This window comes from Arthrobacter sp. UNC362MFTsu5.1, assembly GCF_000685965.1.
GTDB lineage: Bacteria > Actinomycetota > Actinomycetes > Actinomycetales > Micrococcaceae > Arthrobacter.
The window spans coordinates 171,765-183,974 of the sequence record NZ_JMLE01000001.1 but is presented as its reverse complement, the minus strand read 5'-3'; the positions used below and the strand labels follow the sequence as shown (position 1 = coordinate 183,974).

Sequence of the window (12,210 nt, the reverse complement as noted above, 5' to 3'; positions counted from 1 at the left end):
GGCTAGTTCCCCCGACAGGTTTAGCCGCGGCCGGTTCCCCCGACGGGTTGTTAGCTGCGCCGCCGGTTTCCTGTGGTCCGGTAAACATCAAACACACCGTCGATCCGGCGCACCGCACTGAGCACGTGGCTGAGGTATTTGGGGTCCCCCATCTCGAATGCGAACTTCGAGATGGCCACCCTGTCCGTTGACGTGTGCACGCTGGCGGCAAGGATGTTGACGTGATTTTCGGAGAGGATCCTGGTGACGTCGGACAGCAGCGACTTCCGGTCCAGGGCCTCCACCTGAATCTCCACGAGGAACACGCTGGACTGGGTGGGAGCCCAGTCAACTTCCACGATGCGGTCCGGCTGGTCCTTCAGGTCGGAGACATTGGTGCAGTCCGTGCGGTGCACAGACACTCCTGATCCCCGGGTCACGAACCCCAGGATGGGATCCGGAGGCACCGGCGTACAGCAGCGGGCGAGCTTGACCCAGACGTCCCCCACACCGCGGACGATCACGCCGGAGTCGGAGTACTTCGTCTTGCTCACCTGGGTGGGGATGCTGACCTCGGTCAGGTCATCCTCCGGGCCCTCGTTCCCGCCGAGGGTCTCCACAAGGCGCTCCATGACGGACTGGGCCGACGTGTGCCCGTCACCCACCCCGGCGTAGAGGCCGGAGATGTCCACATACTTGAAGTGCTCGGCGACTTCGGCCAGGGCGTCATGGGTCATCAGGCGCTGCAGGGGAAGGTTCTGCTTCCGCATCGCTTTGGTCAGGAGTTCCTTGCCGCGGTCAATTGCCTCTTCGCGGCGTTCCTTGCTGAACCATTGCCGGATCTTGTTGCGGGCTCGGGCGCTCTTGACGAAGTGCTGCCAGTCCTGGCTGGGGCCGGCGCCCTCCGCCTTGGAGGTAAAGATCTCAACCCAGTCACCGTGGTTGAGCTCGCTGTTGAGGGGAACCAGCTTGCCGTTGACCCTGGCTCCGATGGTCCGGTGGCCCACTTCGGTGTGGACGGCATAGGCGAAGTCCACGGGCGTTGATCCGGCAGGCAGTGCCATCACTTCACCCTTGGGCGTGAACACGAACACTTCACGGGCATTGATTTCAAACCGCAGGGAGTCCAGGAACTCGCCGGGGTCGGATGTTTCCTGCTGCCAGTCGACCAGGGACCGGAGCCAGCCCATGTCGCCGTCGCGGGGGCTGCCGGGGCCGGCGGCCGTCCTGTTCGGCTGATCCTTGTACTTCCAGTGCGCTGCGACGCCGTACTCGGCGCGGCGGTGCATTTCGTGGGTGCGGATCTGGATTTCCACCGGTTTGCCGCCCGGCCCGATGACCGTGGTGTGTAGGGACTGGTACATGTTGAACTTCGGCATCGCGATGTAGTCCTTGAACCGGCCCGGAAGCGGGTTCCAGCGCGAATGCAGCGTGCCCAGGGCGGCGTAACAGTCCCGGACGGAATCCACCAGGACGCGAACACCCATCAGGTCGTTGATGTCGTCGAAGTCCTTGTCGCGGACAATCATCTTCTGGTAAATCGAGTAGTAATGCTTGGGCCGGCCCGTGATGGTGGCCTTGATCTTGGCGGTCCGGAGATCGTCGGTGATCTGGTTCCGGATGACGCTCAGGCTCTTTTCGCGCTCCGGGGTCCGGTCCCCCACCATGCGCACGATTTCCTCGTATACCTTCGGGTACAGCGCCGCGAAGGACAGGTCTTCAAGTTCCCACTTGATGGTGTTCATTCCGAGGCGGTGTGCCAGCGGTGCGAAGATTTCCAGCGTTTCGCGGGCTTTGCGGGCCGATGACTCCGCGGACACGAACCGCCAGGTGCGCGCATTGTGCAGCCGGTCCGCGAGTTTGATCATCAGCACGCGGATGTCCTTGGCCATCGCGACCACCATCTTGCGGACGGTTTCGGACTGTGCGGCTTCGCCGAAGCTCACCTTGTCCAGCTTGGTCACGCCGTCAACCAGCATGGCGACCTCGGGGCCGAAGTCCCTCTTGAGGTCCGCAAGCGTGTAGGGGGTGTCTTCAACGGTGTCGTGCAGGAGGGCGGCTGCCAGGGTGGTGCCGCTCAGTCCGAGTTCGGCCAGGATGGTGGCCACCGCGACGGGGTGGGTAATGTACGGATCGCCGCTCTTGCGTTTCTGCCCCCGGTGGCTCTGTTCGGCCACCACGAAGGCCCGCTGGATGAGGTCGAAATCCTCTTTCGGGTTGTTGGCCCGAACGGTGCGGAGTAGCGGTTCCAGGATGGGCGAGTACGTTGCCGTACCGCGGCCGGTCAGCCGCGCCAGTCTGGACCTGGTGCGTTCGCGGCGTCCGGGGAAGGTGGGACGGAACCCTGAACTGTCAACCGGCACGCCTGCATCCGGGTGCCCGGGCGCGACCAAACCGGTCTGCGGACCCTGGCCCGGACCTTCACCACCGTCGGCCGTTGGCGCCGACGTCGAACGTTCTTCCAATGAAGCACCCCTCACGACCCGTTAATTATCCCAGTCTATTCCCGCGGCAGGACACATCCGTAACCGGGACGCAGATGCGAAGGGCCGGACCCCGTCACGAATGACGGAGTCCGGCCCTCGGCAGCCGAACAGATTAGGCTGTTGCAGTCTCCGGCGCAGCGGCTGCCTTCGCAGCCGACTCGCTACGGCGGCGTTCAACGCGCTCTGCCTGCTTGACCAGCGCGGGTTCGCTCTGCCTCAGCCAGGCATACAGCGGGGCCGCGATGAAGATGGTTGCTGCCGTGCCGATCAGGATTCCAACGAACAGGGCCAGCGACAGATCGCGCAGGGTGCCCGCGCCCAGGAGGCCGGCACCGATGAACAGGATGGCGCCCACGGGAAGAATGGCCACCATCATCGTGTTGATGGACCGGACCAGCGTCTGGTTGACGGCAAGGTTGACCTCTTCGGCAAACGTGCGGCGGGTGGAGGCGTCAAGGTCTGCGGTGTTCTCGCGGATCTTGTCGAAGACCACCACCGTGTCATACAGCGAGTAGCTGAGCACCGTAAGGAACCCGATAATGGCGGACGGCGTCACTTCGAAGTCGCTGAGGGCGTACACACCCGCAGTGACAAACATGGTCACGAGCATGCCTACCAGCGCCGAAAGCGACATCTTCCAGGTCCGGAAGTAGAGCGCCATCAGGACGGCCGCGATGACGACAAAAATCACCAGGCCCAGGAGCGCCTGCTTGGTGACGTCAGCACCCCAGGTGGGACCCACGAAGGTGGAGGTCACCTCGTTGTCCGTGACACCGTAGGCGGTGGTCAGCCCTTCCTTGATGCGGAGGGTTTCGTCATCGGTGAGCTTGTCCGTCTGGATCCGCATCGTGCTGCCGGCGACGTTGGCCACGCGTGGAATGCTGCCCTCCACGACGTCCTGGACGGCTTTCTCGCCGAGGGACGCTTCCGTGGTCTTCACGTTGGAGACGGTGAATTCGGACCCGCCCCGGAACTCGATGCCGAGGTTGAATCCGCCCTTGGCCACCGGGAGGAGGATGGACAGCGCCACGGCGACGGCCGCGATGATGAACCAGATCTTCTTGGAACCGACGAAGTTGTACGAGCGCTTGCCCGTGTAGAGCTCATTGCCGAACGTGGCAAAATTCGTGGTCATTTACTTGCCCTCCTTGGACGTGCTCTTGGAGGAACCGGCAAGCTGCTCCTGCTTTTCCGCCAGGCGGCGTTCTGCAATGGTCATCCGGCGCTCGGCTTCAGCTGCGGCGCCGGTGTTCTTGGCGCGCACCACACCCGGCTTTTCTTCCGGTGTGCGGAGCCTGCCTGCACCGCGGTAGAGCGGCACGGCGCCGAGGCGCTTGGGGTCAAGGCCGGAGAAGCGGTGGCCCTCGCCGAAGAACTTGGTGCGGGCCAGGAGCTGCAGGGTCGGGTGGGTGAACATGAACACGACGATGAGGTCGGCGATGGCGGTCAGGCCCAGGGTGAACGCAAAGCCGCGCACGTTGCCCACAGCGACGAAGTAGAGGACCAGCGCTGCCAGCAGGTTCACTGCCTTGGAGGCCAGGACGGTGCGCTTGGCACGCTTCCAGCCGTTTTCCACGGCGGAGACGAGCCCGCGGCCTTCGCGCAGTTCATCACGGATTCGTTCGAAGTAGACGATGAACGAGTCAGCCGTCTGGCCGATGGCCACGATGAGGCCGGCGACGCCGGCGAGTGACAAGCGGTAGTTCTCGGTCCAGCCCAGGATGGCAATCGCCAGATAGGTCAGGGCTCCGGCCACCACAAGGGAGAAAATGGTGACGAATCCGAGCGCCCGGTACTGGAAGAGGGAGTAGACCACCACGAGCAGCAGGCCGATCACACCGGCGAGCAGGCCCATCTTGAGCTGCTCACCGCCCAGGGTTGCGGAAATCTGCTGCTCGCTCTGGATCTCGAAGCTGATGGGGAGTGCACCGAAGCGCAGCTGGTCCGACAATGCCTTTGCGGACTGCTCGGTGAATCCGCCGGTGATCTGGGGACGGCCGTCGGTGATCACAGCAAGGGAGCGCGGAGCGGAGATGACCTGGTCATCGAGGACAATGGCGAACTGGGCCTTGGGGTCGTTGCCCGATTCGCCGCCGGCGGCCACGAAGAACTGGTACAGCCGTTCAGTGACTTCCTTGAACTTGGCGGTTCCCTGCTCGTCGAACTGGATGTTCACGGCCCATTCGTTGGTGACAGCGCCCTGTGCTCCCTGCTGCAGCTGGAAGGACGAGGACTTGATGTTCGAGCCCTTCACTTCCACCGGACCCAGGATGTACTTGATGGCCGGGGACGTGGCCGTCGCCGGCTCACAGGTCACCAGCGGCTTGGCGGGGTCCGAGCGTTCCTGCTTGTCCTGCGAGGGGTTGTCGCAGTCCAGCGTCTCGAACTTCTTGTACACCTCGGGCGTGACCCAGTTGACGTCGCTGCTGTTGGCCGGCTCAGCCGTCGGCTTGGGCAGCTTGTCGTCCGGAGTCAGGGATTCCGTAGGCACGGCGGCGCCGGCTCCGGCCTGGAGCACCGGGCGGAAGTTCATGTCGGCCGAAGCCTGGATGAGGGCGCGGGTCTCCTTGGACGGGGTACCCGGAAGGCTGACCACCACGTTGCGGCCGGACTGCGTGCTGATTTCCGCTTCCGCGACGCCCGAGCCGTCCACGCGCTGGCGAATGATCGCAACGGCCTGGTTGAGCTGATCCTCGTTGATGTCCGAACCGCCCTCGACCTTGGGCGCCAGGATCATCTGGGTTCCGCCCTCAAGGTCAAGTGCAAGCTTTGGTGCCCAGCTGGCCTGGCCGGAAATGGAGCCGCCGGCGAGCACGGCAGTCATGACGGCGAGGATAACGCCGAGCCAGACCAGCACCCTGAGTGCTGAGTTTTTGGGGCCAGTACGTGCCATTGTCGATCTTTCTATTGTTTACGGAGGAGCCGCCGGGGCGAGCTCCGCTCACACTCCGGCGGCAGCCCGCTACCGTCGTTAATTCTACTTAGCGGGACTTGGCGGAAACGCCAGACTAGCTGTCCTTCTTGCCTTCGTCGTTAAGACGCTTCAGCGATTCTTCCGGCGTCTCGTTAGCAACGTCGGTGCGGACGGCCTCGGGGCGGTTAACGGCATCGGCGCGGTCGGCGTCGTGTCCGGTCAGGGAGGAGGCGTCGTCCGGAACGACGGTGGGCTCTTCGGCAGCAACAACCGGCTCAACGATCTTGGTGACGGCCTGGCGGTGCACGGTGGCCAGGTTGCCCGGGGACAGTTCGATGACGACCTTGTTTTCGTCCTCGTTGATGGAGACGATGCGTCCGAAGAGTCCGAAGCTGGTCATGACCTCGACGCCCGGGGCGAACTGCGACTGAAGCGTTGCCTGCTGCTGCTGGGTCTTCTTGTTGCGGCGGAACATCATGAAGATGAAGACTCCGAGCATCACGAAGAGCAGGATGGTCATGATGTCGATGCCGCCGCCGGCCTGCGGCTGGGCCTGGGCAGTAATATGTCCGAACACAGGAAGTTTCCGTTCTGTACTTGCGTAGCTGATTTACAGCAACGTCGGCTTCGTTTCGGCCCACCCGGCAGAAAAACCATGCCCAGCCAACGGCGGCCGGAGCCGCCCACAGAAACAAAGACCCGAACGTGCCGAGCGTCATACCAGTCTAAAGGGAAAGTAAGCCGGACGCTGCTATTGGCCGTTCGGCAGCCACCCTGCCACCGGCTCGACGCTGAGGTCGTCCGTTTCGAACAGGGCCAGCGTTTCCTGGCCGAACACTCCGTCCGGAACCGCGTAGCCCAGGTGGGTCCAGGCCGGTGCCATCGCGATCCGGCCGCGCGGCGTCCGCCCGAGGAGCCCCTCGCGGACCAGGTAGGGCTCGGCAACGGTCTCCACCGTTTCCGGCTCTTCACCCACGGCAATGGCCAGTGTTGAAAGGCCCACCGGCCCGCCGCCGAACTTGGTGATCAGGGCTTCGAGGACGGAGCGGTCCAGCCGGTCAAGGCCCCTCTTGTCCACCTCGTACATGTCAAGCGCGGCAGAGGCCGCGCGCGCATCGATCTGCTCAATGCCGTGGACGAGCGCCCAGTCGCGGACGCGGCGGAGCAGGCGGTTCGCAATTCGGGGAGTGCCCCTGGACCTGCCCGCGATTTCGCTGAAGCCCGCCGAGTTGACCTTCAGGTCCAGCAGGCCGGCCGAACGCCTCAGGACGAGCTCCAGTTCCTCAACGGAATAGAACTCCAGGTGGCCGGTGAAGCCGAACCTGTCGCGCAACGGCCCCGGCAGGAGGCCGGCACGCGTGGTGGCGCCCACCAGGGTAAACGGAGGCAGCTCGAGGGGAATTGCCGTGGCTCCGGCGCCCTTTCCCACCACGATGTCCACGCGGAAGTCCTCCATGGCCATGTACAGCATTTCTTCCGCGGGCCGGGACATGCGGTGGATCTCATCGAGGAAGAGGACCTCTCCTTCCGAGAGGGAGGAAAGGATGGCGGCCAGGTCTCCGGCGTGCTGGATGGCCGGACCGCTGCTGATCCGCAGCGGGGCGTTCATCTCGGCCGCGATGATCATGGACAACGTGGTCTTGCCCAGGCCGGGCGGGCCGGACAACAGGACGTGGTCGGCGCTGCGGCCGCGCATTCGCGATGCTTCCAGCACCAGGGACAGTTGCTTGCGGACACGGTGCTGGCCCACGAAGTCGTGCAGGTTCTTGGGCCGGAGGGCCGCCTCGATGACCCGCTCCTCCGGCTCCTCTCCCCCGCCAACCAGGGTGGGCTCAGCCACGACTGCCTACCCGGTTGCCCGCGCGCGCGCCGTCCTGGCCAAGCCAGCGCAGCGTGGCCCGCAGGATTTCGGCCACCTGGCCGCCGGCCTCGAGTTCCGGGGAATCCGACAGTGCTTTGTCGATGCTGGCAGTGGCATCCTTTTCGGACCAGCCGAGGCTCGTCATTGCTGCCACCACCTGCGGCTTCCACGGGGCGGGAGCGGCTGCTGCGGGTGCTGCCGCCGAACCGGTGCCGTGCGGCACGAGTTTTCCGGCGAGTTCCAGGACTATCCTGCCGGCGACCTTCGGTCCGATGCCGGGGACCTTGGTGAACGCTTTGCCGTCGCCGGTGTGCGCCGCGACGCGGATGGCTTCGGGATCGTGGACGGCAAGGACGGCCAGTGCCAGGCGGGGCCCGACGCCGCTCACGCTGAGCAGGATATCGAACACCTCGCGTTCGTCATCGCTGGAGAAGCCGAACAGCGTCAGTGAATCCTCACGAACGATCAGCGAGGTGTAGAGCTTGCCCTCTTCTCCGAGGCGCAGCCCGCTGAGGGTCTGGGGTGTGGCGTTCACGCTCATGCCGGCGCCGTTGAGGTCGATCACGGCGGACGACAACCCGACGTGCGCTACGGTTCCGCGGAGAAAACTGATCAAGGCCGGGCTCCTGGGTCTACTGCAAAAAAAATGCAACCGGTTTTCAACCGGCTATCCGAACATATCTACGAATACCCTAGCAAGGAGCCCGGACATTCACCGTGCACGGCGCGCTTTGGCTTCCGCCTCTGCCCACGCCCGCTGGGCAGGGGTCAGCGACTGGCTGCCGGGGCCGGTCGTCGCGATGGCAGCCCCGCTGCCGGCCCGCCACGCGTGCGTGATGGCCAGTGCCAGCGCGTCGGCGGCGTCGGCCGGACGCGGCGGGGCGTCCAGGCGCAGGATCTTCGTGACCAGTTTGGTGACGGCATCCTTGTTGGATGTTCCGCTGCCCGTCACGGCAGCTTTAACTTCCGACGGCGTGTGCAGGGCCACGGGGATACCGCGGCGTGCGGCGGCGGCAATCACCACGCCGGATGCCTGGGCGACACCCATGACGGTACTGACGTTCAACTGGGAGAACACCCGCTCCACGGCGAGGACATGCGGTTCATAGCGGTCCAGCCAGTCGTCGATGGATGTGGCGATCACCAGCAGCCGCTGGTCCAGGCTCTCCTCCGGCGATGTTCCCACAACGCCGACAGCCACCATGGTGGCGCGGCGGTTCTTCTCGACGTCCACAACGCCGATGCCGCAACGGGTGAGGCCCGGGTCGACTCCCAACACGCGGAGAGTCAAGGCCGGGCCTCAGTTTCACAGCAGGGCTGCCGGATCACTCGGCTTCCAGTGCGGCCTGCACTTCGTCGCTCAGGTCGGCGTTGCTGTAGACGTTCTGGACGTCGTCGAGTTCCTCCAGTGCGTCCACCAGTTTCATGAATTTCTTGGCGGCGTCGAGGTCCAGCGGCACCTCCATGGAGGGAACGAACTCTGCTTCGTCGGTGTCGTAGTCGATACCGGCTTCCTTGAGCGCGTCGCGGACAGCCTGGAGGTCCTTCGGGTCCGAGTGGATTTCGAAGGTGTCTCCGTTGTCCTTGACTTCCTCTGCGCCGGCGTCGAGCACGGCCATCAGAACGTCGTCTTCGCTGAGCCCGTTCTTGGGCAGCGTGACGACGCCCTTGCGGGAAAAGAGGTAGCTGACGGAACCGGGATCGGCGATGGTGCCGCCGTTGCGTGAAATGGCCAGCCGGACCTCGGAGGCTGCACGGTTCTTGTTGTCCGTGAGGCATTCGATCAGCAGCGCCGAACCCTGCGGGCCGCGGCATTCGTACATGATCTCCGTGTAGTCCACGACCTCGCCGGTGAGGCCGGCGCCGCGCTTGATGGCGCGGTCGATATTGTCGGCGGGGACAGAGGTCTTTTTGGCCTTCGTGACCGCGAGTTCCAGCCCAGGGTTGCCGGACAGGTCCGGGCCGCCCATCCGCGCCGCTACTTCGATGTTCTTGATCAGCTTGGCGAACGACTTGGCCCGGCGGCTATCAAGGATGGCCTTCTTGTGCTTGGTCGTCGCCCATTTGGAGTGGCCTGACATGCTTTACGCTTCTCCTCTGATCATTCGAATAAACAGTTCATGCACGCGCTTCTCCCCTGTCACTTCCGGGTGGAAGGAGGTGGCCAGCAGGTGGCCGGAACGCACTGCAACAATTCTAGCCGTCCCCTGCAGGGCGGCCGCATGCGAAGCGTGGACCGGATCCGCGGGTTCCACCTGCGCCAGGACCTCCACGCCCGGGCCCACGCGCTCCACCCAGGGCCCGCGGATGAACACCGCGTGCACCGGGGCCACACCGCCGCCCGTGTCGCTGAACTCCAGCCCCTTGAATTCGAGGTCGGTCTCAAAGGATTCCCGCTGTCGGCCGAAAGCGTTGCGGCGGACCGTGATGTCCAGCCCGCCGAATGTCTGTTGCGGATTGCCCGCCAGGTCGGTGGCGGGGTCCGCGATTTCGTCGGCGAGCAGGATCATGCCGGCGCAGGAGCCGTAGACCGGCAGGCCGTCCGCGATGAGCTTGCGCAAGGGGTCGGCGAGTTCAAACGCCCGGGCAAGCTTGTCGATCGTGGTGGATTCGCCGCCGGGAATGATTAGTCCGTCGATGCCGTCAAGTTCGGAGGGCCGCCGGATTCCGACGCCGGTGGCGCCGGTTGCTTCTGCCGAACGCAGGTGCTCCCGGAAGTCGCCCTGGAGCGCCAGAACACCGATTCGAAGGCCTGCACCCGCGCGGGAATAGTCCGTGGAAGGGGGGTTGGTCATCCAATCAGCATAGTGCTCCGCATGGCCGGAGGCTTGCCGCGCGGGGCCGGCCGGCCCGGTTCCATGCCGTGACTGGGATATATTCAGAGCATGCTTTACTTCAGCGTTCCGCTCGGCAAGCTCGTCCGCCGGGTTTCCCGGCTCAGGGGCGGAGGCTCTGCCCTCCCCGGCCTCGTAGTGGAGAAAGTCGACCCCGGTTTCATGCAGCGGACGCTGTCCACGCTGCCCCTGGGTGTCGCCGTGGTCAGCGGGACGAACGGCAAAACCACCACCACCAAAATGGTGGTGGAGCTGCTGGAGAGCCAGGGGCTGAAGGTCTTCACGAACCGCACCGGCAGCAACTTCACCCGCGGAGTCGCCGCAGCCCTGCTGGGCGATGTCGACTGGCGGGGCCGGCTCGACGCGGACATCGCGGTACTGGAACTGGATGAGGCGCACGCTGTGCACTTCGTCAACAGGGTTCCGCCGCGCTACAGCCTGCTGCTCAACGTGCTCCGCGACCAGTTGGACCGCTTCGGCGAAATCGACAAAACCGCCCAGCTGCTGCAGCACATCGCGTCCAAGACCACCGGCACCGTGGTCCTGAACCGTGAGGATCCGCGCGTCGCCCGCATAGCGGACACCCTGGACGGTCCCGAAGTGCGCTACTTCGGCCTCGACGATTCCCTGCTCAGCACGTTCCCGAACGACGACGACCTCCGCGCCGGGCCCGGCAGCCCGGCGCCGGCGCTGCCGGCAAAGCCGCACGCCGACGTCGTACTGCGCCGGGTGGGCACCGATGACGCCGATTTTGAGTACGACGGCGCCACGGTCACCACCGGGATGAAGCTCCGCGGCGTCTACAACATTTTCAATGCCGCGGCCGCGCTTGTCCTGGCCCGTTGCATCGCCGGGAACGGCGCCGCGCCCACGGATCATGGCGGCTTGCTTAAGGCCCTGTCCGAGGTTGCGCCCGCCTTCGGCCGCGGCGAGAGCCTGGTGGTTGACGGCCTGCCGCTGGACCTGGTGCTGGTCAAGAACCCCAGCGGTTTCCGGCTGGGCCTGAAGTCCTTCCCGGCCGGCGGCTACGCCACGATGGTGGCGATCAATGACAACTACGCCGACGGCCGCGACATGTCCTGGCTTTGGGACGTGGAGTTCGATTCGCTGCGTGAAGGCGGCGTGGACCAGTTGTCCGGTTCCCGGGCCTACGACATGGCCCTCCGGCTGCAGTACGACGAGGTGGCAATCGGCGCAGTGAACCCGGAAATCGCACCGGCTCTTGCCGCATTCATCCAGGGTGCCAAGGACAAGCCCAAGCGTATTTTCTGCACTTACACGGCAATGCTGGCCATCCGCCGCGAGCTGTCCAAAATCACCACAGTGGAGGTGGTCTCATGAGCCCGGCGTCCGAAGAAAGCAAGGGAACCATCCGGGTCCTGCAGCTCTATCCCCGCGACATGAACATCTACGGTGACTGGGGCAACGCCCTGGTCCTCCAGCAGCGCCTCCGCTGGCACGGCTACACCCCGGAGCTGCTCGAATACAACGTCGGCGACGACTTTCCGGCCGATGTGGACCTGATCGTGGGCGGCGGCGGGCAGGACAGCGGTCAGCTGGTGATCCAGGACGATCTGCTCTCCCGTGAATCGACGCTCAAGGAACTGGCTGAAGGCGGAACGCCCATGCTGCTGATCTGCGGGCTCTACCAGCTCTTCGGACGGTTCTTCAAGACGCGTACGGGTTCGGTGATTCCGGGCATCGGCGTCTTGGATGTCGAGACGCACGGCACCGATGAACGCCTGATCGGCAATGTCACGGTGTCCTCTCCCGAGTTCGGGGACATCCTGGGTTACGAAAACCACAGCGGCCAGACGACCCTCGGCCCCGGCGTTCAGCCGCTGGGCACCACCTCCAAGGGCACCGGCAACAACAGCAGCGACGGGAAAGAAGGGGCGCGCTACCGGAATATCGTGGCGAGCTACCTCCACGGATCACTCCTGCCCAAGAATCCAGCCATTGCCGACTTCCTGATCCGCACCGCCGTGGAGCGCAAATACGGAAGCTTCACCGCCGGCACGCCGGACGACCGCTACGCCGTAATGGCGCGGGAACACGCCGCACGGCGGCCCCGCTAGAACCGTACGGTCCGGTTCCACACCTGCAACGACTCACCGGTGACGCTTTGTGACCGGC

The 12,210-nt window shown here is 64.8% G+C and carries 11 protein-coding genes; 2 read left to right on the top strand and 9 right to left on the bottom strand.

Annotated elements, in window-relative coordinates; all coding sequences use genetic code 11:
* Positions 1–50 precede the first annotated feature (50 nt).
* The 9 genes from BS38_RS0100920 to pdxT form a co-directional block, all read right to left on the bottom strand.
* A complete protein-coding gene (locus tag BS38_RS0100920) occupies positions 51–2,444 on the bottom strand; it encodes a RelA/SpoT family protein (protein WP_028269090.1) in 2,394 nt (797 codons plus the stop codon).
* Positions 2,445–2,577: 133 nt separating this feature from the next.
* A complete protein-coding gene (gene secF, locus BS38_RS0100915; RefSeq protein WP_028269089.1) occupies positions 2,578–3,600 on the bottom strand; it encodes a protein translocase subunit SecF in 1,023 nt (340 codons plus the stop codon).
* A complete protein-coding gene (secD, locus tag BS38_RS0100910; RefSeq protein WP_028269088.1) occupies positions 3,601–5,358 on the bottom strand; it encodes a protein translocase subunit SecD in 1,758 nt (585 codons plus the stop codon).
* Positions 5,359–5,473: 115 nt separating this feature from the next.
* The gene (gene yajC, locus BS38_RS0100905; protein WP_028269087.1) at positions 5,474–5,899 is read right to left on the bottom strand and encodes a preprotein translocase subunit YajC; all 426 of its coding nucleotides are present in this window, start codon (positions 5,897–5,899) and stop codon (positions 5,474–5,476) included.
* Positions 5,900–6,130: 231 nt separating this feature from the next.
* Positions 6,131–7,219, bottom strand: a complete 1,089-nt coding sequence (gene ruvB, locus BS38_RS0100900) for a Holliday junction branch migration DNA helicase RuvB (RefSeq protein WP_028269086.1) — start codon at positions 7,217–7,219, stop codon at positions 6,131–6,133.
* Positions 7,212–7,856, bottom strand: a complete 645-nt coding sequence (gene ruvA / locus BS38_RS0100895; protein WP_028269085.1) for a Holliday junction branch migration protein RuvA — start codon at positions 7,854–7,856, stop codon at positions 7,212–7,214. The genes ruvB and ruvA overlap by 8 nt, the downstream gene beginning before the upstream one ends.
* 96 nt (positions 7,857–7,952) lie before the next feature.
* Positions 7,953–8,531: a crossover junction endodeoxyribonuclease RuvC gene (ruvC, locus tag BS38_RS0100890; RefSeq protein ID WP_028269084.1), complete on the bottom strand. Its 579-nt coding sequence runs from the start codon at positions 8,529–8,531 to the stop codon at positions 7,953–7,955.
* 34 nt (positions 8,532–8,565) lie between these two features.
* Positions 8,566–9,321, bottom strand: coding sequence for a YebC/PmpR family DNA-binding transcriptional regulator (locus BS38_RS0100885; protein ID WP_028269083.1), 756 nt, complete (start codon positions 9,319–9,321; stop codon positions 8,566–8,568).
* A gap of 3 nt (positions 9,322–9,324) precedes the next feature.
* Positions 9,325–10,035: a pyridoxal 5'-phosphate synthase glutaminase subunit PdxT gene (gene pdxT, locus BS38_RS0100880; RefSeq protein WP_028269082.1), complete on the bottom strand. Its 711-nt coding sequence runs from the start codon at positions 10,033–10,035 to the stop codon at positions 9,325–9,327.
* Positions 10,036–10,125: 90 nt separating this feature from the next.
* On the opposite strand from pdxT, the gene BS38_RS0100875 reads away from it, so the two are divergent.
* Positions 10,126–11,415 carry a Mur ligase family protein gene (locus BS38_RS0100875; RefSeq protein WP_028269081.1) on the top strand — a complete coding sequence of 430 codons (1,290 nt, stop codon included), beginning with the start codon at positions 10,126–10,128 and terminating at the stop codon, positions 11,413–11,415.
* The gene (locus tag BS38_RS0100870; RefSeq protein ID WP_028269080.1) at positions 11,412–12,152 is read left to right on the top strand and encodes a type 1 glutamine amidotransferase; all 741 of its coding nucleotides are present in this window, start codon (positions 11,412–11,414) and stop codon (positions 12,150–12,152) included. The genes BS38_RS0100875 and BS38_RS0100870 overlap by 4 nt, the downstream gene beginning before the upstream one ends.
* Positions 12,153–12,210 lie beyond the last annotated feature (58 nt).

Coding starts and splice junctions, on each gene's coding strand:
- BS38_RS0100870 (WP_028269080.1), top strand. CDS start 11,412: ATGAGCCCGGCGTCCGAAGAAAGCAAGGGAACCATCCGGGTCCTGCAG.
- secF (WP_028269089.1), bottom strand. CDS start 3,600: ATGACCACGAATTTTGCCACGTTCGGCAATGAGCTCTACACGGGCAAG.
- BS38_RS0100885 (WP_028269083.1), bottom strand. CDS start 9,321: ATGTCAGGCCACTCCAAATGGGCGACGACCAAGCACAAGAAGGCCATC.
- secD (WP_028269088.1), bottom strand. CDS start 5,358: ATGGCACGTACTGGCCCCAAAAACTCAGCACTCAGGGTGCTGGTCTGG.
- BS38_RS0100875 (WP_028269081.1), top strand. CDS start 10,126: ATGCTTTACTTCAGCGTTCCGCTCGGCAAGCTCGTCCGCCGGGTTTCC.
- yajC (WP_028269087.1), bottom strand. CDS start 5,899: ATGACCATCCTGCTCTTCGTGATGCTCGGAGTCTTCATCTTCATGATG.
- pdxT (WP_028269082.1), bottom strand. CDS start 10,035: ATGACCAACCCCCCTTCCACGGACTATTCCCGCGCGGGTGCAGGCCTT.